Source organism: Chryseobacterium sp. HNCC26DJ239 (genome assembly GCF_057180445.1).
In genome coordinates, this window is record NZ_JBXUGJ010000003.1 from 197,348 (window position 1) to 220,197 (window position 22,850).

A 22,850-nucleotide genomic window follows, 5' to 3' on the forward strand; every position below is an offset into this window, starting at 1 on the left:
AATAATGAATATTAAAGATAGTATAGCAGAAAAACTTTCAGAGATTATTTTGAATGTATATCAACTGAAAGATATAAAACTGGAAGTACAAGAAAATAAAACTGAATTCGAAGGCGATTTCACTATTGTTACTTTTCCATTGGTAAAACAGTTAAAACGTAATCCAGAGAGTATTGCCGTAGAACTAGGTGAAGCTTTTACAGAACAAACCAATTTGGTAAAAAGTTTTAACGTTGTAAAAGGCTTTTTAAATATTAAAATCGAAAATCAGTTTTTTACCAATCAATTGAAAGCGATTTCAGATCACTTTGATGTTGTAGAAAGTAAAAATGAAACGGTAATGGTAGAATATTCTTCGCCAAATACCAACAAACCACTTCACTTAGGGCACATTAGAAACAATTTATTAGGTTTTTCTGTGGCTCAAATTTTAAAAGAAGCAGGATATGATGTCATCAAAACTCAAATCATCAACGATAGAGGAATTCATATTTGCAAATCCATGTTGGCTTGGGAAAAGTTTGGTAAAGGAGAAACACCGTCTACCAATAATACCAAAGGTGATAAATTTGTCGGAAATTACTATGTAGAATTCGACAAACATTATAAGCAAGAAATTGCTGATTTGGTGGCTCAGGGAATTTCAGAAGAGCAAGCTAAGAAAGATGCTCCTTTGATGAAAGAAGCTCAAAAAATGCTTTTAGATTGGGAAAATGGAGATGAAAAAGTAAGAAATCTTTGGGCTGAAATGAATTCTTGGGTGTACGATGGTTTCAACCAAACGTATAAGAGATTAGGAGTAGAATTTGATCAGGTTCAATACGAAAGTAACACCTATATTTTAGGAAAAGACCTTATTCAGGAAGGTTTGGATAAAGGGGTGTTGTATCAGAAAGAAGACGGTTCGGTTTGGTGTGATCTTACTGATGAAGGTTTAGACCAAAAATTATTGCTTCGTTCAGACGGAACTTCAGTGTACATGACGCAAGATTTAGGTACTGCTGTAGAGCGTTTCAAAGAAAATAATATTCAAAAACTGATTTATACGGTAGGAAATGAGCAAGATTATCACTTCCAGGTTTTGTTTAAAATCTTAGGAAAATTAGGGTATTCTTGGGCAGATCATTTATATCATTTGTCTTACGGAATGGTAGAACTTCCAAACGGAAAAATGAAATCTCGTGAAGGAACTGTAGTTGATGCTGATGATTTGATGCAGGAAATGTTCAATATCGCTAAAGAGAAGGCTGAAGAATTAGGCAAACTTGAAAACTTTACCGAAGAAGAGAAAAATGAAAACTACGAAAGTGTAGGAATTGGAGCCTTGAAATACTTCATGTTGAAGGTAGATCCTAAAAAGAAAATGCTTTTCAATCCAGAAGAAAGTATTGATTTTAACGGAAATACAGGGCCTTTCATTCAGTATACTTTTGCGCGTATTCAATCTTTATTGGCTAAAGCAGAATTTAATTACAAAGAAATTTCAGATGTTGAGCTTAATCAATCTGAGAAAGAATTGGTGATGCAATTGGCAAATTATAAAGTGGTTGTAGAAAAGGCTGCAGAAGTTTTAAGCCCTGCTTTAGTGGCAAATTATGTGTATGATTTGGTTAAAACGTACAATTCTTTCTATCAAAGTAATCCAATTTTGAATCAGGAAGATGAAAATTTAAAGCAAATTCGTTTGAATTTGTCAGATCTTACCGCAAAAACGATAAAAAAATCTTTGGCACTTTTAGGAATAGGAACTGTCAACAGAATGTAAAAATAAATCCTCTCGATTTTCGGGAGGATTTTTATTTTAAGCTTGGTCAGTTTTCGTTTGGCTGTCTCGATACAGTTTCGCACTGTTCCATTTTGCGTGTTTAGACGGAATAATTTTGTATCCTTTTTTGTAGGTATAGACTTTGGTAAATTCAGCGCCTAAGAAAATCAGCATGCAGGTGTAATTAATCCACATCATAATTAAAATTACAGTTCCTGCTGCACCAAATGCTGATGTTGGTTTGAATTGTCCAAAATATAAACTCAGTAAAAATTTACCTAAAGTAAACAGAATGGCTGTAAGCAAAGCGCCTTTCCAAACAGATTTCCAACTGATTTCCACATCGGGAAGAACTTTAAACATTAAAGCAAATAAAAGAACTGTAATTCCAAAACCGACAGAAAAGTTGATGATTTCTACTAAAACATAGGTTTCAATCCCGAAATAATTGGTGATAAAATTATTAAAAAGACTAATTAACGAAGACAAAACCATCGTAATCATCATTAAGAACCCTAAAATAAGAATCATTCCTAATGAATTTGCTCTGTCGAGAATAAATTTTACTAATGCTTTTTTCGGAGCCGCTTCTACATCCCAAAGATTATTGAGAGACTTTTGCAATTGAAAAAATAGAGTGGTTGAACCATAAACTAGAGAGCCAATTCCAACAATTTTCATAAAAATATTTTCCCGGTCAATTAAAGCTCCTGCAATCATATCTTGGATGCTTTTTGCAACATCTTGCCCCATCATTCCGCTTATTTGGTTGGTAATTTCTCCGCGAATTGCATCTTCACCAAAGAAATATCCTGCAATCCAAATGATGATAATCAAAAGTCCCGGAATTGAAAATATCGCATAATAAGCCAAACTCGCAGAATCATTAGACGCAGAAGAATTGTTCCACTCGTTGAAGGTTTCTTTGGCAGTTTCCCAGAAAAATTGAAGTTCTTTTAGCATAGAAAATATTTTTATGAGTTTTCACTCTGAAATTTCTTGTTGCGTATTAAACAGGAATTACTTAAAATGGATATCCGATTGCGATGTTTAAAATCAGGTTGTTTTTTCTCCAGTCAGAATTTCCAAAATTGATTTTGTCGAATGTCCAGCGATCTCCTTTCTCGTAATAAGGCACTTTTAAAGGCATTGCTAAGTCTAAACGCAGAATTAAAATTGAAAAATCAAGTCTTAGACCAACTCCGCCGCCAACAGCGATTTCGCTTAAAAAATCTTTAGAAAATTTTCCTCCAGGTCTAGTATTTATGCCATTTTCATCAATTTCATCATTGATGAGCCAAATGTTTCCGGCATCTAAAAAGGCAGCGACATTCAAAAATTTAAATAAATTGGCGCGATATTCTGCATTCATTTCTAATTTTACATCTCCTGCCTGATCGTAAAGCACTCTAGAAGAAGTATTCGTTCGAGGGTCGTAGCTTCCAGGTCCTAAAGTTCTTGCTCTGAAAGCTCGAATACTGTTACTTCCTCCTACAAAAAATTGTCTTGCGAAAGGAATGTGCTCAGAATTTCCGTACGGAACGGCAACTCCCGCAATTAATCGGGTAGCTAAAGATGTTTTATCACTAAACTTATGGTAAAATCTTAGATCATTTTCAATTTTTGCATACTGACTGAAAGGAACGCCGAAGATTTTTTTCTCGTCTCCGTTTTTTGCATTGGCTCCCGTTACTAAACCTGTTATGTTTCCTGCTAAATCAATCATTCCTTTATAATAGAACGTATTTTTTTTAGGGAGCATGGTGTTTGTGTACGTATAAGAATATGTCGGTCCAAAAATAAGTTGCTCCTGAACCACTCTTTCCAAATAAGGATTTTGGTCGTATTGCTTTATATATTTTTCTGTTACGTCTGCAGGGCGAATTAATGAAACATCAAAAATATTGAGTTCGTGTTCCTTTCTCACATTTTCTTTCCATTGATAACCAAAAGATGCGCTAAATGTGTTTAAAGTATATAAAGTTGTTCGGTTTTGAAATTCGTAACCCAATTTTATATTAGTTCTCGGAACAAAAGCACTTGAAGAATGAAAGCGAAACGGCGCCACAATTCTCGGAATAGAAAGTTGTGTGTTTGCTCCGGCTCTGAAGATATTTTCTGCATCTGCAGGACCGCCAATTTGCACATCAAAAGCACCATAAACAGACGCTTTGAACTGTTCTGCACCATGAAAAAAGTTTCTTTGTGTCCAGTTAAGGTTTACCTCACTTCCTGCGTAATTGGCCGAATTGGTTCTTCCCAAAGCTTCAAGACGTAAAGATTGGAGTTCTCTTGGTGTTAAAATATAATACGCATCAAATTTATGCTGTAAAGAATCTGAAACTACAAATTCGTTTTTCACAAACTTAAAAACGCCTAAACTAATCAATCTGTTAAGAGAAAGATTATGATCTTTTCGGTTGTATAAATCTCCTTTTTCAAAATATAAAGCACGGTCAAAAACTCTAGGATTGAATTTTTTCTGAGGATCAACGACATAAATATTGTTGTATTCGTATCCTTTAAGAGAATCTGCATTCATAGGAATGCTGTATTTTCCTTTTTTTACATCACGAAGATTGTAATTAGGAAAAACCACCACTTTATCGATGCTAAACTGTTGTTTTGCTAAGTTTGGAGTGTTGTTTTTTAGTTTTACAATCAGTTCTACATCATGTTTTTTGCTTACAGTACTGTCTGCTTGTACAATAATATTATCTGGATTGAAGTAATAAAAACCTCTGTTTTTCAACTCATCATCAATTCGCTGTCTTTCTGCTTTTATGACGTCTAAATCAAAGGGATTTCCAGCTTTTAGCAAAGTTTTATCTTTCAACGCTTGAATTTCATTGTTGATGAGAGAAGAATCTGAAGGGAAATTTACATTTCGAATTAAATATCGCGATCCCGGACTTAAAGTATAAATTACCTGCGCTTTTTTGTTTTTCGAAACCGTATCATATTTCGCTTTCGCATTGAAATAGCCTTTGTTTTCAGAATAATTTACAATAATATCTTTGTTGAATTCTCTATCTACATCGCCCAACAAAACAGGTTCTTCTCCAAATTTATATTTCAACCAATATCGTAAACCTTTTTCTTTTTTAGGCTCTTTGGTAATGTTGTAAGCATATAATTTAGGTCTTAAACCTAAAAAAGAAGAGTTTGGTTTTGGCGTAAGATTTTCTTTAATTGCAGTTTCGAGGTCTGATTTTTCTTTCTTGGTTAAAGAATCGCTTTCGATTTTTATTTCTGCGCCGGTGTATAAAAGTTGTCCTTCTTTTAGAAATTTGGTGTTGCTGCAAGAAAGAATGGTCGCAGAGAATCCTGAGATTAAAAAATATTTACAAAATATGTTTAGTTTTTTATTCATGAGAGATTATTTGAATTCTACGACGTCTTGATTTTTATTTCTTTTATTCTGAATGACTTCTCTATTCCTTTTATTTCTCGATTTTCTGAAAATATCTTTGAATTGATCATAGTCTAAAGTGATTACAAAACCGAGCCCCGTTTCTACAATCTGACCCTGCAATGCTACTTGATATTCGTTTTTACGATACGCTTTCAAAGTATATCTTCCGTCTTTCGAAAGTGCGTAATCTATGGTTACATCTCCCGCAATATTGGTGGTGTTTTCGTTTTGTCTGGCTTCACCTTCAAGCCCGAAATTGGAACCTACAGAAACTTTTAATCTGTCGTTTAACAGTTTTTTGCTGATGTCTACATTCAAATCTGTTCTAGTATTTTGAGTTCCGGTAGAGTAGTCTTCTGTAGATTCAAGGTCGAAATTTAGATCAACACCTTTAATAAGATCTGCTGCAAGATTATTTATTTGCTGCGAAAGAATTTTACTCACACTTTGTCTTGCCATAGTTTCCGCCGACAAACCAGAATTGCTTTGGAAAGGGTTTTCACCAATAAATCGGTTCAGTAAAAGAAGAGCAAAAACTTGTTTGTTCATTTCGTTTTCATCTTCTCGAAGTTGTGTTAATTTTGCATCCACCGAAGAAGTTACATCCGAAGAAACGGCATTGTTTTTTTCTTCTGTGGTAATGTCAAAAGAAATTTGAGGTTTCATTAATTCCCCTTTCAAAATAAGCAAAGTACTGAAAGGTATTCTTTGTTTATACTGGTTCAGCTCGTTTTGATCTACTTGTTGTTCTACCAAATCTATAGGTGCAGCTTCGGTTTTGTAAACGGCGGTAATGTCTAGATTTGCTGTCGTTGGTTCTCCAGTCCAAGTTATGGTGCTTCCTTTTTGGATTTCAAATTTTCTTTTAAGTACGCTTACAGACATTTCGTAGCTTCCTTTTTCAACCTGATAAACGCCTACCAAAGTTGTTTTTCCTGAAGGATCAATTCCTCCGGTAAGATCTGCTTCACCTTGAAGTTTTACAAAATCTCCATTGGCTTTGTCTATAATAATCGACATTTTTGCTTCTTTATCAACTTCAATATTTACATTTACGTCCATTCCTTTCAACGGACTTTGGGTGTCGATAGAATCTGCTTTTATGGTTTGGTTTAAAGCAACTTGGTCTTGATCGATAAATTCTACAATACCGTCTCTTTCCTGTAACGATGGGCTCGATTGCGGCAAAATAAAGGTAAAATCTGTTTTTTCTGAGACGGCCAATCTTCCATCAACTTTTGGTAAATTTAAGTCGCCTCTTATTTGTAAAGCCGCATCTATAGAAAGGATTCCGTACATCAAAGCGTCGTTTGATTTTTCTGAATTTACCACTTTAAAGTCTTTAGCGTTTACATCTAAATTAAAATCGAAATCTCTGTAGGTTTGCGTTAAAACCTGACCGTTAATGCGAAGAGAATTTCCATCTTTGTCTTTTATTTTAAAGTTGTTAAACTCAATTCCGCGATTGGTAAAATCTATTTTGTCGTTAATATTTCTGAAATCACTTCCTGTTTCGGCAATCATCAACCCAACATTATTCAATTTTACATCACCTAAAATATTGGGCGCATCGGTATTTCCTGTAATTTTTAGATTTCCCGAAAGATAGCCTTCTGTGTTGGTAATAGAATTCATCGTGAAGCCTTGCAAAGTTTTCATTTGAAGCTGATTCATGTCTAAATTCATATCGAAACTGCTCGACGAAGTGCTGTAATTTCCAAAGATTTTCACATCATTGTTGTTCCCAGACAAAGCAATATCTGCTTGAAGAAGACTCGATGATTGGTTATCTACTTTAATGTCGAGGTTTCCGACAGGGTTTCCGAAGACAAACAAATCGGAGACATCAATATCCGAAGTGAACGTCATATTTTTCGTTAAATCCTTTAGTTGAGCCGTTCCGTTGATGGTTCCTTTCGCTAAAAGAGAATCTTTTTTGATGATTTCTGTGATGGTTTCAATTTTAAAATTTGTCAAATAAACATTTAGCGGACTTGCGGGTGAGTTGTTTTCTGATTGCAAAGAAATTTCCGCCCCAGAATTGGATAATCTAAATTGATCGGCAATAATCCCTTGGTTGTAAATCTGAATTTTATTGTTTTCATCAACGTTCCAGTCCATGTAATTCAGTTTTAAACCGTTGGGTTTTAAAGAGATTTCTGTGATGTCGTTCATTGTTTTTGCATTTCCTGCAATCAAAAATTGTGTTTCGTCTTTATCATCTTTTATCGTAATGTTATAATTGATGATGTTTTGAGCAATATCACCATTAATATTCACTTTATTTAAAGCAAAACTTTCACTTTTTAGAGCGGAAACGTCCAAATTATATTGCAACGCTTGGTTTTGATTTGATATTTTTAAACTTGTATTTTCTAAGGTATTTGTTCCATACAAAACCTGAGGAACTGTAGCATCCAACTCAATAATTTGTGAGTCTGCATTGTAATTTCCGTCAATATGAATGGTTTCAAAGCTCTTTAAATCCGGAACAAATTTTCTGATTAAATCATCATTTTTTAGACTTGCGTTGATGGTAAAATATTGTCCGGAATCAATTTTTTGTTTTGCATCTGGTTTTTGAAATTGATAATACTGATTAAAAGTTTGGCTTAAAGCTCCAAAAATTTGTGTCAGTTTATATTTTCCGTTAATTTCTACATCGGCAATTTGAGAATTGAGTTGTATGAAAGTAGAATCTGAACTCGCTTTTGCATTCAGTACAACTTCTTGAACTGGGTAAATTTCTTTCGTGTCTGAAATGGCAAAATGCTCTAATTTTAAATATCCATTGAGAAAATCGGGATCAAGATTGGTAAAATCACCATCAATTCCACCGGCGATAATCATGGGTGAACTGTAGAATCCAAGTTTATGAATGTCTAATTTATTGATGTTCCCGTTCAGTTTTATGGTTGGATTTTTTTCGTTGTAAACGCCAGAAGCCGCAAGATGAAGATTTGCATTTGGATCTTTTGAGTCTAAAAGAATATCGTAAACTCCACGGTTTATTTTTCCATTCAGCTTCATGTTTTGGTAGGTGTAACCTTTGTAGGTTGCAGATTTTACGTCTCCGTTCAACTTTACATTCATTATTTTAGGATCAAAACTTTGCCCTTTTGCAGAAATTTGTGCCGTTACATTTCCCAATTCTTTGTTTTGAATGATTTTTCCGATTTGTAAATTTTGAAGATTGGCTTTTACATCAAACGTTTCTCTGTTTTTTCTTCGAAGATCTGCTTTTGCGATTATTGCAGCATTTCCCAAAGTAGAAGTTAGGCGCAAATTGGTATCTATAACTTGTGTTGTCCCTTTTGCTGAACCACGAACAGTGAAGAAAGACGGCAAGGTGATGTTGCTCGGAATTGTATTTTTCGGAACTAAATTATATATCGTTTTTGAAGATGTCGCAAATTCTGTAACGTTCAAATCGTAATACAGATTTTCAGGATTCATCGCATTTTTAATTTTTCCTGAAGCGTAAACTTTTAAATCATTCAATCCGGAAACTTTCAGATTTTGAATGGCCAAATCGTTTACAGAACCTCTAACAAAAGCGTTTACTTTTAATATTGCGTTGGGATATTTATTAAAAGGCGCTGTGTTTTTTAATGATGGAACGAGATTTAGAATATCAGAAAAACCAATTTTAGAATCACGAATGTCGGCTGAAATTTTAACGGCTCCTGGATTTGCGGTAAGTTGCTCGATGGAATTATAGTTTAAAACGATTTCGTCTCGCAAAATGGTTTTTGGAGTTTTTAAATAAAGGTTTTTCAGCGAAGCGTCTTTTTCAGCGTACACAAATTCTGTGGTGAATTCTTCAATATTTAAACCTCTTTTTTCTTGGATTTCAGCAGAAATTACCTTTCCGGAAAATTGATTGTTTTCCATTTTGAAGTTTCTCAAATCCAGTTTTAATTCAGGAAAATCAAGATGATTAAAATCTGTTCCGGATGGAGTAGGAGCGATAGCTGTGTTGTTGTAAACCGCTTGAATATCGGAGAGCGTTAGTTTTCCCAAAAGAACTTTCATCTGATTTTCTTTTGAGTTATTTGAAGAACTTTCTGTCTTGGCAGAAGGTGTTTTTTGTGTTGAGGGAAGGTTTAGATTCGCATTAATTTTTGCGCCGTGAAGCTTGATTCCTGCAATGTTGTAGAAATTATTTTGAAGATCAATATCATTAATATTCGTGCTGAGTTCTTTGAAGATAACTTTTGCGAAAGTTTTTGTGTTATCATCTCCGTAATCGATATTAAAATTGGTGAATTTTACCGAATTCAGATCAATATCCATCGGTTTTTGCTGATTTAGAGAATCTACTTTTTGGTCTACATTTTTGGCGACTTCTTCAATAAGGTCTTGCTTTAATTTTAGTTTTAAACCATCAAGATCAATATTATTTACTGCATATTTATTATTTTGAAGATCAAAAGTTTTTACCGTTGTATTAAAGGATTTGAAGTAAACGTTAATATCATTTTTCGCTTGTTGATCGTCGAAAGTAACTCCAATATCTTTCAGAATTATTTTGTCTAAAGAGATAATAAACGGTTTTGAAGTACTTTCTTCTTTTTCTGAAGTGGCAAAAGCATTGATGATATAATCGAAATTGAAATCTCCTTTTGGATTTCTCACGACATTCGCTCGAACTCCCTCTAAATCTATGGAAGTAAGGTCTGCCTTAGACTTTAAAAGCTGCCACATATCGAGACTTACATCGAATTTTCTTACCGCAAGAAGCGTATCGATGTTTTGCCCTTTCAGATATAAATTTTCGATTACTAGATTGTTTGGGAAGCCTACATAAACCTTTTCTAAACTTACTTTTGTTTTAATTTTTTTCTCTAAATAAACAATGAGTTTGTCTTTGATGAAGTTTTGAACAGCCGGAAGACGCAAACTGAAAAGGAGAATGGTAAGAAGCAAAATAATCGAAATAAAAAATATTCCGATTCGTTTTAAGAGTTTTCGATAGTTGATTGTTAGTTTCAATAGAGGCTTTTTTGCAGATTCAACATTTCGAGAAAGGTCGTATTATTTCCTACTGCAATGATTAAGCCATAAAAGTGAAAAAAATCCTGCTTTGGCCGTCTAAATGGAATTTATTAATTTAGGTCAAGTGAATAGTTAGCGTCAGACAGCCAAAGTTGAGGATTTTGTTTTGTAAAAAAGGCCTCCTTTCGTTCATTTTTTTAAGTGTTGAAAAGGTTTTGTAAAAATGAAAAATTCAAATGTTAGTTCCGAAAGGAGGCTCTATTATGGAGGTTAAAAGTTTTTAATCGTTAGAAGCTTTCCATTGTGCAACTTCACCTTGTGGTGCTGCACCGCCGTTTTTCTGCGTGATTGGCGCTTTCTCTTGGTTGATGTGATAAATGTAGGCTGCAATTTTCTCGGCATCTCTTCCTGTAATGGTTCCTTCTTTAATGAAAGGTCTCATCGTAGGGTTGTTTGGAGAGCCATTTTCAAGCATCCAGAAAACGTTTTTAAATAAACTTTCCTGTTTGATGTTAATCCAGTGCGTGTCGGTTAAGTTAGGACCAATTCCTCCTTTTCCGTTGTCGCCGTGGCAAGTAACGCAATTGGTTTTGAAAAGTTCTTCGCCTTCTGTAATGTTATCGGCGGTATATTTTGCTGATTCTAAATTGATTTGAGGAGCTGTTTTTTCAAACTCTTCGATAGAAGCTAGCATTTTTTTTGTCTCTGTATTCAGTTCTGCTTCCGGATGTGCGTAATCTGTAAAGCTGAATGCAACAAGATAAATAACACAGAACGCAATTGTGAAGTAAAATAAACCAAGCCACCATTTTGGAAGAGAGTTGTCTAGCTCTGTAATTCCGTCGAAACCATGGTCAATAAGAATGTCTTTTTCTTCGTTTGCAGATTGTTTATTGAAAGCCGAATTCCAAAGTTTTTGAAAATAAGGCGTGTTTTTTTCTTTTAAATATTCTGCTTTCTGCTCTTCTGTTAGTTTGGTGAAATTTTGGTCTTCTATTAAATCTCCAATAGAATTCATGATGAGAAGAAGAATCACTACAATAATCATCAATCCCCAAAAGAATGGTGAAGATAAATAGCCAGAATCCTGTGCAAACATTTCGAACGCCATTACTGTTAAACCGACAGTAATAAGTATGTGTATAAAAATCGGGGTTCTCGTTTTCATGTTAAGTACAATTTTGCGTTATTTTATACTTGCTGTTTTTACCTGAGTTGTTTTGATATCTGTACCCAATCTTTGTAGGTAAGCAATCATAGCAACGATTTCTCTGTCTTCTAGCGGAATAAACTCGCTACCTTTTTCTTTTTTGTTTTTCTCCATTTGTTCTTTTACATCGGTAGCTTCAGAGTAAATTCTTTTTACAATTCCTTTGGCTTGATTATTTGCCCAAGAATCTGCTGAATCGATTTCTGCTTTGCTATACGGAACATCGAAGTAGTTTTTCATCAACTTCATTTTATCCACCATTTTAGCTTTGTCTAGTCTGTTGGCGATTAACCAAGGGAAACGCGGCATAATAGAACCTGCAGAGGTAAGTCTTGGGTTGTACATGTGTTTGAAGTGCCAAGAATCTGGGTTTCTGCCTCCTTCTCTATGCAAATCTGGACCTGTTCTTTTTGATCCCCAAAGGAATGGTCTGTCGTAGATAAATTCTCCAGCTTTAGAATACTGTCCGTTTTTACCTTCAAAACGTACGATCTCGTCACGGAAAGGTCTAATCATTTGCGAGTGGCAAGAGTTACAACCTTCTCTTATGTAAAGATCACGACCTTCTAATTCTAGTGGTGAATATGGTTTTACCGCTGAAATTGTTGGTACACTCTGTTTTAAAGTTAATGTTGGGATAATTTCTATCGCGCCCCCAATTGCTACAGTTATTAAGGATAGTACAGCCATTAATGTTGGAGTTCTTTCTAACCAAAGGTGAATGCCTTCTCCTGATTTTCTTGCATCAGAAATATTGGCTAATGCAGGAGCTTCTGCAGGAACATCTTTCTGGAATGAACCAGCTTTGATGGTTTTTATTACGTTTACAACCATTAAAATCGCTCCTGAGATATAGAATAAACCTCCTAAGAATCTCAACTGGAAATATGGAATAATTGCTGTAACCGTGTCAAGCCAGTTTTTCCAAAGTAAAGTTCCGTCTGGGTTGAATTGTTTCCACATCAAACCTTGTGTAAATCCTGAAATATACATAGGCACAGCGTAGAAAATAATTCCTAAAGTTCCCAACCAGAAATGCCAGTTGGCTAATTTTTTAGACCAAAGTGGCGTTCTCCACATTACAGGAATCAAGTAATATACAATTCCGAAAGCCATGAAACCGTTCCATCCTAAAGCTCCGATGTGTACGTGCCCAATAACCCAGTCTGTGTAGTGCCCAATTTTATTTAATGATTTTGTTGCTAAAAGAGGTCCTTCAAAAGTTGCCATACCATAACAAGTAACGGCTACCACGAAGAATTTTAAGATTGGGTTTTCTCTTACTTTATCCCAAGCTCCTCTTAAAGTAAGAAGCCCGTTCAGCATTCCTCCCCAAGATGGTGCAATCAGCATAATCGAGAAACCTGTTCCCACTGCTTGTGCCCAAGCTGGTAATGCGGTGTACTGCAAGTGGTGTGGTCCTGCCCAAAGATATACGAAGATTAAAGACCAGAAGTGTATGATTGATAATTTGTATGAAAATACAGGTCTGTCTGCCGCTTTTGGTAAGAAATAATACATTAAACCAAGAACCGGAGTTGTTAATACGAATGCCACTGCATTGTGACCGTACCACCACTGTACCAATGCATCTTTTGCACCTGCATAGATAGAATATGATTTCCAAGAAGTGAATGATAAAGGAACTTCAAGATTGTTGAATATGTGTAGCATTGCCACAGCAAGCCAAGTTCCCATGAAAAACCAAATGGCTACATATAAATGTCTTACTCTTCTCTTAGCGATAGTTCCGAACATATTTATTCCGAAAACTACCCAAGAAATCGTAATTAAAATATCGATTGGCCACTCGTGTTCAGCATATTCTTTAGAAGTGTTGATCCCCATAAGGAAAGTAATTACCACACTTACAATCATAATTTGCCATGTCCAGAAATGAATCCAAGATAAAGTATCGCTGTACATTCTGGTTTTTAGAAGTCTCTGCATAGAGTAGTATGCGCCGCAGAAAAATGAGTTACATACGAAAGCAAAAATTACGGCACTGGTGTGAAGCATTCTAATTCTCCCGAATCCTAAAGCTCCTTGAGTATTTATTAAACCTTGAATATTTCCCGATGCTAAACTTTTTATCGTAGTATCATCAGTTCCGAAAAGAAATTCAGGTAATTCTGGGTAGAAAAGCATTAAGGCAGCTGTTAAACCCAATAAAAATCCTACCAGTCCAAATGCAATCGTTGCATAGAGAAATGCTCTGACGATTGAATTGTCATAATTAAATTTTTGCGTCTCCATAAGTATTAAGTATTGACCAGACTGATATTTAGTAAAACAATAAAAAGTGAATATTTTAAAGTTTATACATAAATATCATGTTGAGTAATAATGTTTTGACAAAGGTATTGACTACCTTTGTTGTAAGCTATTCGGTAAACTTCTAAAATATACCGTAAACTTCTAAAAACATTACAGGATGAAAATTTGTGGACAAAGCATCAGAAAAATACGCAGAGACAAAGATTATACACAAGAATATATGGCTTTTGAGATGGGAATTTCTCAAAAAGCATATTCTGATATAGAAAATTCTAAAGTTAAAATGAATCTTGAAATTCTTACCAAAATTTCAGAAATTCTAGATATTAAACCGTCAGATATTTGCAGCATATCGCACAAATGTGGAGGAGATGATTATGAAGAAAAGTACTTAGAGCTTTTGGATTATATGAAGCAAAATAATATCGAGATTCCAAAAGAGTTTAAGTGAAAATTAAATCAATCGCATTGTAAATTAATCAAGTTGTATTTTAATCTGAATATATTTTATTAAAAATATATTTTGTCCAGATATATTTCGTTACATGTTTTAGTTCTTTCCCGTTTTCAGGATTTTCTCCGTCACTTGTGAAAAACTCTATTTTGTTGTTAGATTTAGAGTACCAAATTTTTTGAATTGATTTTTCAGTAATTGTATCAGGTGTTGTTATTTTTTTGAAATTATCGACCAATTTCAAATCCAGCGCAACCATTCTCTGTTGCGTAGAGTTGCAATTTTCGGGTATATATTTTTGCCCATCCCAAAACATACACTGGTTTTCTTGGGATTTTATTCGGATAATTTCTTTATCATTATTATTTTCTTGCGATACAAATTGAATGTTGGGTTCTAAAGTTTCTTTTTTTTCTATTCCAAAATCAGTTTTAGTTGCTTGGCTTTCAGCTAAAAGAGGCTGTGCAAGAGAATTTTCTTCTTTTTTATTAATAATATACTTATTTCCTAGAATGCCTGCTATAAACAGGGCTCCAATAATACCAATGTTGCTTTGCTTTGCGAAAAATTCTTGTAATTTGAATATAGGATTGGTTGTGATATTAATGATAAACTTAGATTCCCTTTTTTCTGAATTGCCTTTCTCATCGATGTTTACATTTACGGTTGTAAAGCCGGAGCTTTCATTAAACTCAGTAGACTTTCCATTTTCACAGAAATCGTCATAGTTTTTGTAACCGATGTATTTACTGAGCTGGTCTAAAGTGATCTCGTCGATATATCGATCAATGTTCTTTTGTACAAGATCGGTGTAATATCTTTCAAACATTTTCTCTGTTTTAGCAGAGCCAAATACATTTTCGAAATGCGCATTAAGATATTCTGCGACATAATTTTTTGATGCGTTCTCTTTTTTTAGCTCTTTTTTTGCCTGCTCAAACGCACTTTCTACTAATATTTTCTTCTTTTCATACATAAGTTTTCTTTGAAGAATTAATCCCCCTGTCTAAGTTAGACAAAACCTTGTCTAAAACATTACGGTTTTCCGTAAATAAACCATTTTAAATGTCTATTTCGTGTCTATTCTCTGTCTAGGAATTTGGACGTGTAAACTCGAAATTTGTAAAAGAAATCAATGATAAACAAAACATTATAAAAACAAATTTACAAAACTGATTTCTAAAATCACCTGATAAAACGGAAGAAAACTCTGGGTTGGGAAGCAGATGTTTCTCTTCCGTTTTTGAAGGTTACTTCCCAAAAAATTTAAGAAGCGCTTCTAATTTTTTTAACGTGTAAAACTACTTGTGATCTGCTTCGCAAGGAAGAACACGAATGCTTTAACATTTAAATTTTTTGAAAAAAATGATACAAATTATTTTATTGCTATTAGGTTTAGCATTTGGAAATCAAAACACAGCAACATCAGCAAATGATAGTAACGGACAAGTAACGACACTTACAACGGATTCCGGCGATGGAACAGATACTGGATATGAAGGAGGTGGTCCTGTTGGTGGAAACACAGGACAATTGCCGCCACCGCCGTTTTCGCAACCATAATTTTTAAAGAGTAGAGCTAATCTACTCTTTTTTTGTTATTTTGTAGAAAACTAAACTATGAAAATATTATCGCTATTAATTTTGTTTTTATTTCTGTTTTCGTGCAAGAAAAAAGAAATAGGAACACCCGATAATGATTATTATAAAAAAGCAAGAATTTATAGAGAAGCTAAAAGTAAAGATTCTGCTTTTTATTATTACAATTTAGCAAAGAATGAATATATAAAAACTAATGATTCTTTAGGAGTTGGTAATTCTTTGATTAATATGGCTTTAATTCAAAGTGATAATGGTGATTTTTATGGAAGTATTGAATCTTCACTTGAAGCAAATAAATACCTTAGAAAAGTAAAAGATAGTGTTTTTAAATGCAGACTTGCAACAAATTATAACAACTTAGCAATTTCATCTAATTACCTAAAAAATTTTAATGATGCCTATAATTTTTATTTAAAAGCGCTAAAATATGTGGATGAAAAGGAAGATAAATACGTTTGCTATAATAATATTGGTGATGTCTTAATTACTTCCGGCAAACTCAATTTAGCAATAACTTATTTAGAAAAAGCAAAATTAGCAGATAGCAGTTATAATTATTCTAGAGCTTTAAACAATTATGCCAAAGCTAAATACTTAAACAGCAAAAACTACAATCCTTTACCGGAATTATACAAAGCTTTAGAAATCAGAAAAGCTGATAATGATAAACAAGGATTAAATTCTAGCTATGAAACCTTATCAACATATTATTTAGCAAAAGACAAAAACTTATCACTGTCTTTTGCTAAAGAAATGTATAAAATAGCTACAGAAAATCGTAGTGCTCAAGATAGAATTACTGCGCTTCAGAGAATTATTTCTTTAGAACCAGAAAGTTATTATAAGAACTTTACTCTTTACAATTCCATTAATGATAGTTTACAAGATGCTAGAAACAGAGACAAAAATCAATTTGCATTAGTGAGGTTTGATGTAGAAAAAATCAATACTCAAAATGCGGAGAAAGATGTGAGAATCTTGCAAAATAAAATTATTGTAATGGTTTTGTTGTTTATTCTGCTTATTGGTCTTGTTTTATACAGGAGAAGGAAAATTCGGATGGAGCAAGAAAAACTCATCGAAGTAAAAAACACAGAGCTAAAATACTCCAAAAAAGTGCATGATGTGGTTGCGAATGGGCTGTATCATACTATGATAGAAATTCAGAATCAGCCTGATTTAGATAAAGAAAAAGTACTAAACCGAATCGAAAAAATGTACGAAGAATCAAGGGATATTGCTCAAGATGAGCTCGTAGAAAAAGATTTTTATTCTAGATTTCAGAAAATGATTAATTCATATTCCTCAGAAAATCAAAGAGTTTTGCCAGTTGAATATTATGAGGGTTTTTGGGAAAACGTGTCTGCAGAAACACAATCGGAGCTTTACTACATTGTTCGCGAGATTTTGGTGAATATGAAAAAGCACAGCCTGGCAAAATTAGCATCTCTTAAATTTGAGAAAAATCAAGATTATTTACGCATAAAATATACCGATAACGGCGTTGGTATCAAAGATTTAGAAATTAAAAAAGGAACAGGGCTTCGAAATACGGAAAACCGTATTGCTTCAATAGACGGAGATATTACTTTTGAAGAAAATCCAAAGGGTGGATTAATTATTCAAATTACAGTTCCAAAACATTCGAAATATGTTTAAAAAAATTCTAATTGCCGAAGACCATGAAATAAGAAATTTAGGCGTCATCAATACTTTAACAGAGATGCAGATTCAGGATTTTGAATTTGTAAGTTATTGCGATGAAGCCTTACAACGATTAAATAAAGCGCTGGAAGACAAAGAACCTTATGATTTATTGATCACAGATTTGTCTTTTGATGCAGATTATACAAAACAAAACCTAAATTCTGGTCAAGAATTGATTGAAAAAGCGAGAGAGCTGCAACCTCTTTTAAAAATTTTAGTTTTTTCAATTGAAAATAAACCTAAAATAATTGAAGAACTTTATAAGAAATATAATATCAATGGTTTTGTAAGTAAAGGCAGAAATGATGGTAAAGTGTTGAAAAACACCATGAAAAAGGTTTACAAAGGAGAGACAGTAATTCCGCAAGAAATCCTTAATTCTATGCGCAATTATTCTTTTGAATTTAAAGATTACGACACATCTCTACTCAAACTTCTTTCGCAAGGTTTTTCCCAAATTGAAATAGAAGCGCATTTTAAGGAAAATAAAATACAACCTTGTAGCAGAAGCTCTATTGAAAAGCGCTTGAATGAATTGCGAGATTATCTTCATGCAAAAAACAACATAGAAATGATTGTGATTTGCAAAGATCTTGGAATAATTTGATGATCATCTTTAAAAATATTTACCCTTTTAGAAATATCTGAAAGGGTTTTTTATTTTGAAATTGTGTTTTACGGTTTTCCGTAAGGAATGATTTTCAGTGTTTTATATTTTTGGAATGTTAAACAATAAAAATAATATTACTATGGCTATAGAGCATAAACCAACAGGAATTGTTCATAAAGGACAAAAAGGAGGAACAACAGGATGTGGAACAGATACAACTGTTCATTCGGATCATTGGACAAATACTAATTCTAAAATCACTTGTGAAAAGAATGGGTGTAAAAATTAAAAATAATAACTATGGGAAAATTCATCATCACGAAAAGAAAAGACGGAGAATATCAATTTAATCTAAAAGCAAGCAATGGAGAAATAATCTTAACAAGTGAAGGTTATGTTCAGAAAGCAGGTTGCAAAAACGGGATTGAATCTGTAAAAACCAATTCACAGATAGATTCTAGGTATGAAAGAAGGATTTCAACAAATGAGAAAGATTATTTTGTTCTGAAAGCTGGGAATGGCGAAATCATTGGTAAAAGCCAATTGTATTCTACAAAACAAGGAATGGAAAACGGAATTTCTTCCGTGAAAAATTACGCTCCAACTGCTGAAACTATTGACGAAACAAACTAAAAACCATGGAACTCAAACTTAAACTAGAACAGCTGCACCAGCGTGTAAATGGTCTCAAAGATCAGATACAAACAGAAGAAGCTACCAAAACCGCTTTTGTAATGCCTTTTATTCAGATTTTAGGATATGATATTTTTAATCCGACTGAAGTTATTCCCGAATTTATAGCAGATATAGGAACCAAGAAAGGTGAAAAAGTAGATTTTGTTATCAAAAAAGACGATGAGCATATTCTTATTATTGAATGTAAGAACTGGAAAGAAAATGCAGACGCCCATAATTCTCAGCTTCATCGTTATTATCATGTTTCAAAGGCTAGATTTGGTGTTCTTACCAACGGAATTACCTATAATTTTTACACAGATTTGGAGAAACCTAATATAATGGATGAGAAGCCATTTCTCACTATTAATTTAGACGATTTGAAAGACAATTCAATAAAAGTTCTGGAAAGTTTTACCAAATCTGGATATAATCTTGAGTCTATTTTAGACTCTGCAGAAGCTTTGAAATACATTAAAGCGATTAGAAAAGAATTTAAAAAGGAAATTGAAAATCCATCAGACGAATTAGTCAAAATGTTGGTAAGTCGTTTTTTTGAAAGACCTCTTATTGCAAGTAGAATGGTTGGTTTTAAAGAATACACTAAAAGAGCTTTAAATATTTCTATTTCTGAATCGATAAGCTCAAGATTAAAATCTGCATTGGTAATTAATGATAATATAGAAACGGAAAAAAACATTCCCACAACAGCAAATATTGATGACAATAATGATGCACCTAAAGTTGTAACGACTGAAGAAGAATTAGAAGCTTTTCAAATTGTGAAGGCAATATTGAGAGAAAAAATTCCGGCAGAAAGAATTGCTTACAGAGATACTCAGTCATACTTTGGAATTTTACTAGATGATAATAACAGAAAACCAATTTGTAGGTTTCATTTTGGGGCAAGTAGGAAATTAATAGAACTCTTCCACAACGGAAAAGATTCAGGCGAAAGAATTAATCTTGATTCTCTCGACGAGATTTATAACCATAGAAATGAACTTCATCAAACCATTGAAAATTATAATTAAATGAAAAATCTCATACTTCTAATTTCTGGAATAGTCTTGCTTGCATTATCGTTTTTCTCTTTTTCAAAACCAGATAAAAACGGTCATAACGGGAGATGTACAGGTTCTGCATATTGTACTGCTTGTTCTAATTGCTCAAGATGTGGCCATTGCGGTTCTGGCGGAACTTGTGGTGTGTGTAGTGGAAGTTCGTCGGGAAGAAGTTCTTCTACATACAATTATTATTCTTCTAAAAAAAGAAAAAGTACATCATCGAAATCTAAGACTTCCAATTTTAGTACTCCCACAACATTTTACTCAGCTAAAAAGAAAACGGCCGTTTATCAATATAAATCTGGTGATTTTCTTTATGATGAAAATTTACTTTATGTAGTGTATCAAACTGTAAATATTAGAAAAGGAGCAGGTAAAGAATTTCCCGTCTTAAAAAAGGTGAAAAAGAATACCAAACTGATTTTGCTTTCTGAAAAAGGAGATTGGTACAAAATAAGAGTCTATGATTCTAACGTGGAAGGCTTTGTTTATAAGGTGAGCGTGCGATGAAATGACTGCAAATTTAAAACTAAACTATCATGAAACAGCTTTTCATCTTTACAGCAATATGTTGCTTCATCGCTATTCTGCCTCTTCCATTATTGTATTATACATTTCTTAGAATTGTAATTTTTACTGTAGCTGGAATTGTTGTGTATTATTTCGCAAGGCAAAAAGAATATCATTGGGTAGCTGTTTTTGGAATTATTTGCATATTATTTAATCCTGTTTTTCCAATTCATTTCAATCTAAAAAGTATTTGGATTCCAATTGATATTATCGCTGGTTTGCTATTCCTTTTCCTAGTTTTTATCAGACAAAAGCAAAAAGAAATACCTGAAGAAACCGAACCAGAAGTCTTCACGCAAACTAAAACCTTAAGCAGAGACAGAATTATTAAACCCACATCAAGTAAAAACAATAACAATAACCATGATAAGAAGGCTGAAGAAGGTAAGAACGATGAAAAACCTGAAATTTCAGACTTATCAAGATATAGTAAAAATCTTAACGTGAGTATTATGATTGATCTTTCAGACAGAATTGATCCTGAAAAATATCCAAATCCTTCAATGGAATATTATCAAAGAGATTTAGAATATATTAAAGCGATAAAGACAGGGTTTATAAATCATTTGAAAAGTAAAAAAGTTATTCAACTTGATGATCAAATGCAGATATTTTTTAATCCTGAACCTTCAGATTCCCAAATTAATGATTTGGCAAAACAACTTAAGGTTTCGTTTGATAAAAATACTTCTAAAGAAAATATAAAAATAGTTGATGAAAAATATTCAGAGCTTCCATCAAAAATTTATCAGTCTGCGATTCAAGATAAAAATTATATAGGTTCCGATATTTGGGGATTTTTCAAAAATAAAGTTAATGATTATTGCATAAAAGATAAACATAGAAACGTCTTATTTATTTTAACAGACGGTTATATGTTTCATAAAGATTCCAAATTTTCTGAAGATCATAAGACTTCATATCTTACTCCCGAATTGGTAAAATCAATTAAATTGAACAAGTCTGATTTTAAAAATAAGATTGAACATGAAAACTTCGGTTTTATAAAAGCAAATGAAGGTTTGGATAATTTGGAAGTAATTGTTTTGGGAGTTAATCCGCAAAAGAGCAGTCCTTTTGAAGGTGATGTGATTAAGGTATATTGGGAAAATTGGTTGAAAGAAATGAATGTGAAGGAATTTCAAATTAAAGATGCAGATTTACCTACAAATCTTGAACCTATCATTAAAAATATTTTATCAAAAAAAAAGTAATTAACTTTACATAAACAAAAAACCACTCTTGCAAAAGAGTGGTTTTTGTAGACTCACAGGGATTCGAACCCCAGATGACTGAACCAAAATCAGTAGTGTTACCGCTACACCATGAGTCTGTTTGTTTAAGTGGTGCAAATTTACAGCTTTTTTAATTATTTGCAAGTAATTTTAAAGTTTTTTTTAAATTTACTTTCTCGTTTAGCAGATGAAATTATGATTATAGACTTTAAAAATCTCAATTTGAGTAACTTATTGCCCGAAAATGATTTTGAAAATAAAGTGAAAAATTTTTCAGAAGAATGGTTTTCAGATTCAAAAATGGTGAAAGTTCAAACTTCCGGTTCTACCGGAGTTCCAAAAGTTTTTGAGATTGAAAAAGAGAAAATGCTTCATTCTGCAAAAATGACCTGCGATTTTTTATCTTTAAAAACAGGAGATAAAGCACTTATTTGCTTGCCGATAGAATATATTTCCGGAAAAATGATGGTTGTTCGTTCAATTGAAAGAAATTTACAATTGATTGTTGAAAATCCGTCTTTAAAACCTCTTGAAAACGTAAATGATATAATTGATTTTTGTGCAATGACGCCTTTGCAGGTTGAAAATTCTTTAGATAAGATACATCTCATTAGAAATTTAATTATCGGTGGAGCTGCCGTTTCAGAATCTTTAAAAGTAAAAATCACACAAACTCTTAAGCATAATAACGCGCAAACTAAAATCTACGAGACTTACGGAATGTCTGAAACGCTTTCTCACATTGCCTTAAAAGAAATTTACCCCCATTCTGATGAATATTTTACGGCTTTTAAAAATGTTGAAATTTCATTGGATGAACGAGGCTGTCTTAAAATTTTCGCTCCAAAATTGAATACTGAAGTTTTACAAACGAACGATTTAGTTGAAATTACGCACTTAGACTACGCTCAGTGTAACAACAGAAAATTTAGATTTTTAGGAAGAATAGACAACGTTATTAATTCTGGAGGAGCCAAAATTTTCCCTGAACAATTGGAAGCTTTGGTGAAAAAGGAAATTACTAACGAAGTTGTTTTTTTAGGATTGAAAGATGAAGTTTTGGGAGAAAAACTGGTTTTGGTAATTGAAAATTCAAGATTTAAAATTCAAGATTTAGAAAATATTAAATATTATATATCAAATATCAAATTTGAAAAAGCGTTTCACAAGCCTAAAGAAATTATTTTTGTGAATGAAATTCCGAGAACGCCAAACGGAAAAGTAAATCGCTTGGAATTGAAAAAGATGATTGAAAACCGTTGATT

Annotated in this window: 17 protein-coding genes and 1 tRNA gene; 11 read left to right on the top strand and 7 right to left on the bottom strand. The window is 33.1% G+C overall.

Going from position 1 to position 22,850, the window contains the following annotated elements:
* The first annotated feature begins 4 nt into the window (after positions 1-4).
* Positions 5-1,765 (top strand): arginine--tRNA ligase, encoded by a 1,761-nt coding sequence (gene argS, locus AC2A1D_RS07590; protein WP_484043028.1) that lies wholly within the window; start codon positions 5-7, stop codon positions 1,763-1,765.
* A gap of 36 nt (positions 1,766-1,801) precedes the next feature.
* Here argS and AC2A1D_RS07595 read toward each other — a convergent pair whose 3' ends face one another.
* The 5 genes from AC2A1D_RS07595 to ccoN all read right to left on the bottom strand — a co-directional run bounded on the left by AC2A1D_RS07595 (position 1,802) and on the right by ccoN (position 13,644).
* Entirely contained in the window at positions 1,802-2,728 is a 927-nt protein-coding gene (locus AC2A1D_RS07595; RefSeq protein WP_484043029.1) for a YihY/virulence factor BrkB family protein, read from the bottom strand.
* Between the two features lie 61 nt (positions 2,729-2,789).
* On the bottom strand, positions 2,790-5,138 hold the full coding sequence (tamL, locus tag AC2A1D_RS07600) for a translocation and assembly module lipoprotein TamL (protein ID WP_484043030.1): 2,349 nt from the start codon (positions 5,136-5,138) through the stop codon (positions 2,790-2,792).
* A 6-nt stretch (positions 5,139-5,144) separates the two neighbouring features.
* A complete protein-coding gene (locus AC2A1D_RS07605; protein ID WP_484043031.1) occupies positions 5,145-10,175 on the bottom strand; it encodes a translocation/assembly module TamB domain-containing protein in 5,031 nt (1,676 codons plus the stop codon).
* A gap of 283 nt (positions 10,176-10,458) precedes the next feature.
* On the bottom strand, positions 10,459-11,346 hold the full coding sequence (locus tag AC2A1D_RS07610) for a cytochrome c (RefSeq protein ID WP_484043032.1): 888 nt from the start codon (positions 11,344-11,346) through the stop codon (positions 10,459-10,461).
* A gap of 18 nt (positions 11,347-11,364) precedes the next feature.
* Positions 11,365-13,644 carry a cytochrome-c oxidase, cbb3-type subunit I gene (gene ccoN / locus AC2A1D_RS07615; RefSeq protein ID WP_484043033.1) on the bottom strand — a complete coding sequence of 760 codons (2,280 nt, stop codon included), beginning with the start codon at positions 13,642-13,644 and terminating at the stop codon, positions 11,365-11,367.
* 178 nt (positions 13,645-13,822) lie between these two features.
* Here ccoN and AC2A1D_RS07620 point away from each other — a divergent pair, with 178 nt between their 5' ends.
* The gene (locus AC2A1D_RS07620; protein ID WP_484043034.1) at positions 13,823-14,116 is read left to right on the top strand and encodes a helix-turn-helix domain-containing protein; all 294 of its coding nucleotides are present in this window, start codon (positions 13,823-13,825) and stop codon (positions 14,114-14,116) included.
* A gap of 40 nt (positions 14,117-14,156) precedes the next feature.
* Here the strand turns inward: AC2A1D_RS07620 and AC2A1D_RS07625 are convergent, their stop codons facing one another.
* On the bottom strand, positions 14,157-15,095 hold the full coding sequence (locus AC2A1D_RS07625; protein WP_484043035.1) for a hypothetical protein: 939 nt from the start codon (positions 15,093-15,095) through the stop codon (positions 14,157-14,159).
* Positions 15,096-15,484: 389 nt separating this feature from the next.
* On the opposite strand from AC2A1D_RS07625, the gene AC2A1D_RS07630 reads away from it, so the two are divergent.
* From AC2A1D_RS07630 to AC2A1D_RS07665, 8 genes are all read left to right on the top strand, one after another.
* On the top strand, positions 15,485-15,682 hold the full coding sequence (locus AC2A1D_RS07630; RefSeq protein ID WP_484043036.1) for a hypothetical protein: 198 nt from the start codon (positions 15,485-15,487) through the stop codon (positions 15,680-15,682).
* A 57-nt stretch (positions 15,683-15,739) separates the two neighbouring features.
* Positions 15,740-17,380, top strand: a complete 1,641-nt coding sequence (locus AC2A1D_RS07635) for an ATP-binding protein (RefSeq protein ID WP_484043037.1) — start codon at positions 15,740-15,742, stop codon at positions 17,378-17,380.
* Positions 17,373-18,035, top strand: a complete 663-nt coding sequence (locus AC2A1D_RS07640) for a DNA-binding response regulator (RefSeq protein ID WP_484043038.1) — start codon at positions 17,373-17,375, stop codon at positions 18,033-18,035. Before AC2A1D_RS07635 ends, AC2A1D_RS07640 begins: the two co-directional genes overlap by 8 nt.
* A 142-nt stretch (positions 18,036-18,177) precedes the next feature.
* Entirely contained in the window at positions 18,178-18,327 is a 150-nt protein-coding gene (locus tag AC2A1D_RS07645) for a hypothetical protein (RefSeq protein WP_484043039.1), read from the top strand.
* A gap of 11 nt (positions 18,328-18,338) precedes the next feature.
* The gene (locus tag AC2A1D_RS07650; protein WP_484043040.1) at positions 18,339-18,671 is read left to right on the top strand and encodes a YegP family protein; all 333 of its coding nucleotides are present in this window, start codon (positions 18,339-18,341) and stop codon (positions 18,669-18,671) included.
* 5 nt (positions 18,672-18,676) lie between these two features.
* Entirely contained in the window at positions 18,677-19,747 is a 1,071-nt protein-coding gene (locus tag AC2A1D_RS07655; RefSeq protein WP_484043041.1) for a type I restriction endonuclease, read from the top strand.
* The gene (locus AC2A1D_RS07660) at positions 19,748-20,290 is read left to right on the top strand and encodes an SH3 domain-containing protein (RefSeq protein WP_484043042.1); all 543 of its coding nucleotides are present in this window, start codon (positions 19,748-19,750) and stop codon (positions 20,288-20,290) included.
* A 29-nt stretch (positions 20,291-20,319) separates the two neighbouring features.
* Positions 20,320-21,564, top strand: a complete 1,245-nt coding sequence (locus tag AC2A1D_RS07665) for a DUF6804 family protein (protein WP_484043043.1) — start codon at positions 20,320-20,322, stop codon at positions 21,562-21,564.
* 48 nt (positions 21,565-21,612) lie between these two features.
* On the opposite strand, the gene AC2A1D_RS07670 is transcribed toward AC2A1D_RS07665, so the two are convergent.
* Positions 21,613-21,683, bottom strand: a tRNA-Gln gene (locus tag AC2A1D_RS07670).
* A 97-nt stretch (positions 21,684-21,780) separates the two neighbouring features.
* Here AC2A1D_RS07670 and AC2A1D_RS07675 point away from each other — a divergent pair.
* Positions 21,781-22,848, top strand: coding sequence for an AMP-binding protein (locus AC2A1D_RS07675; RefSeq protein ID WP_484043044.1), 1,068 nt, complete (start codon positions 21,781-21,783; stop codon positions 22,846-22,848).
* The last annotated feature ends 2 nt before the right edge of the window (positions 22,849-22,850 follow it).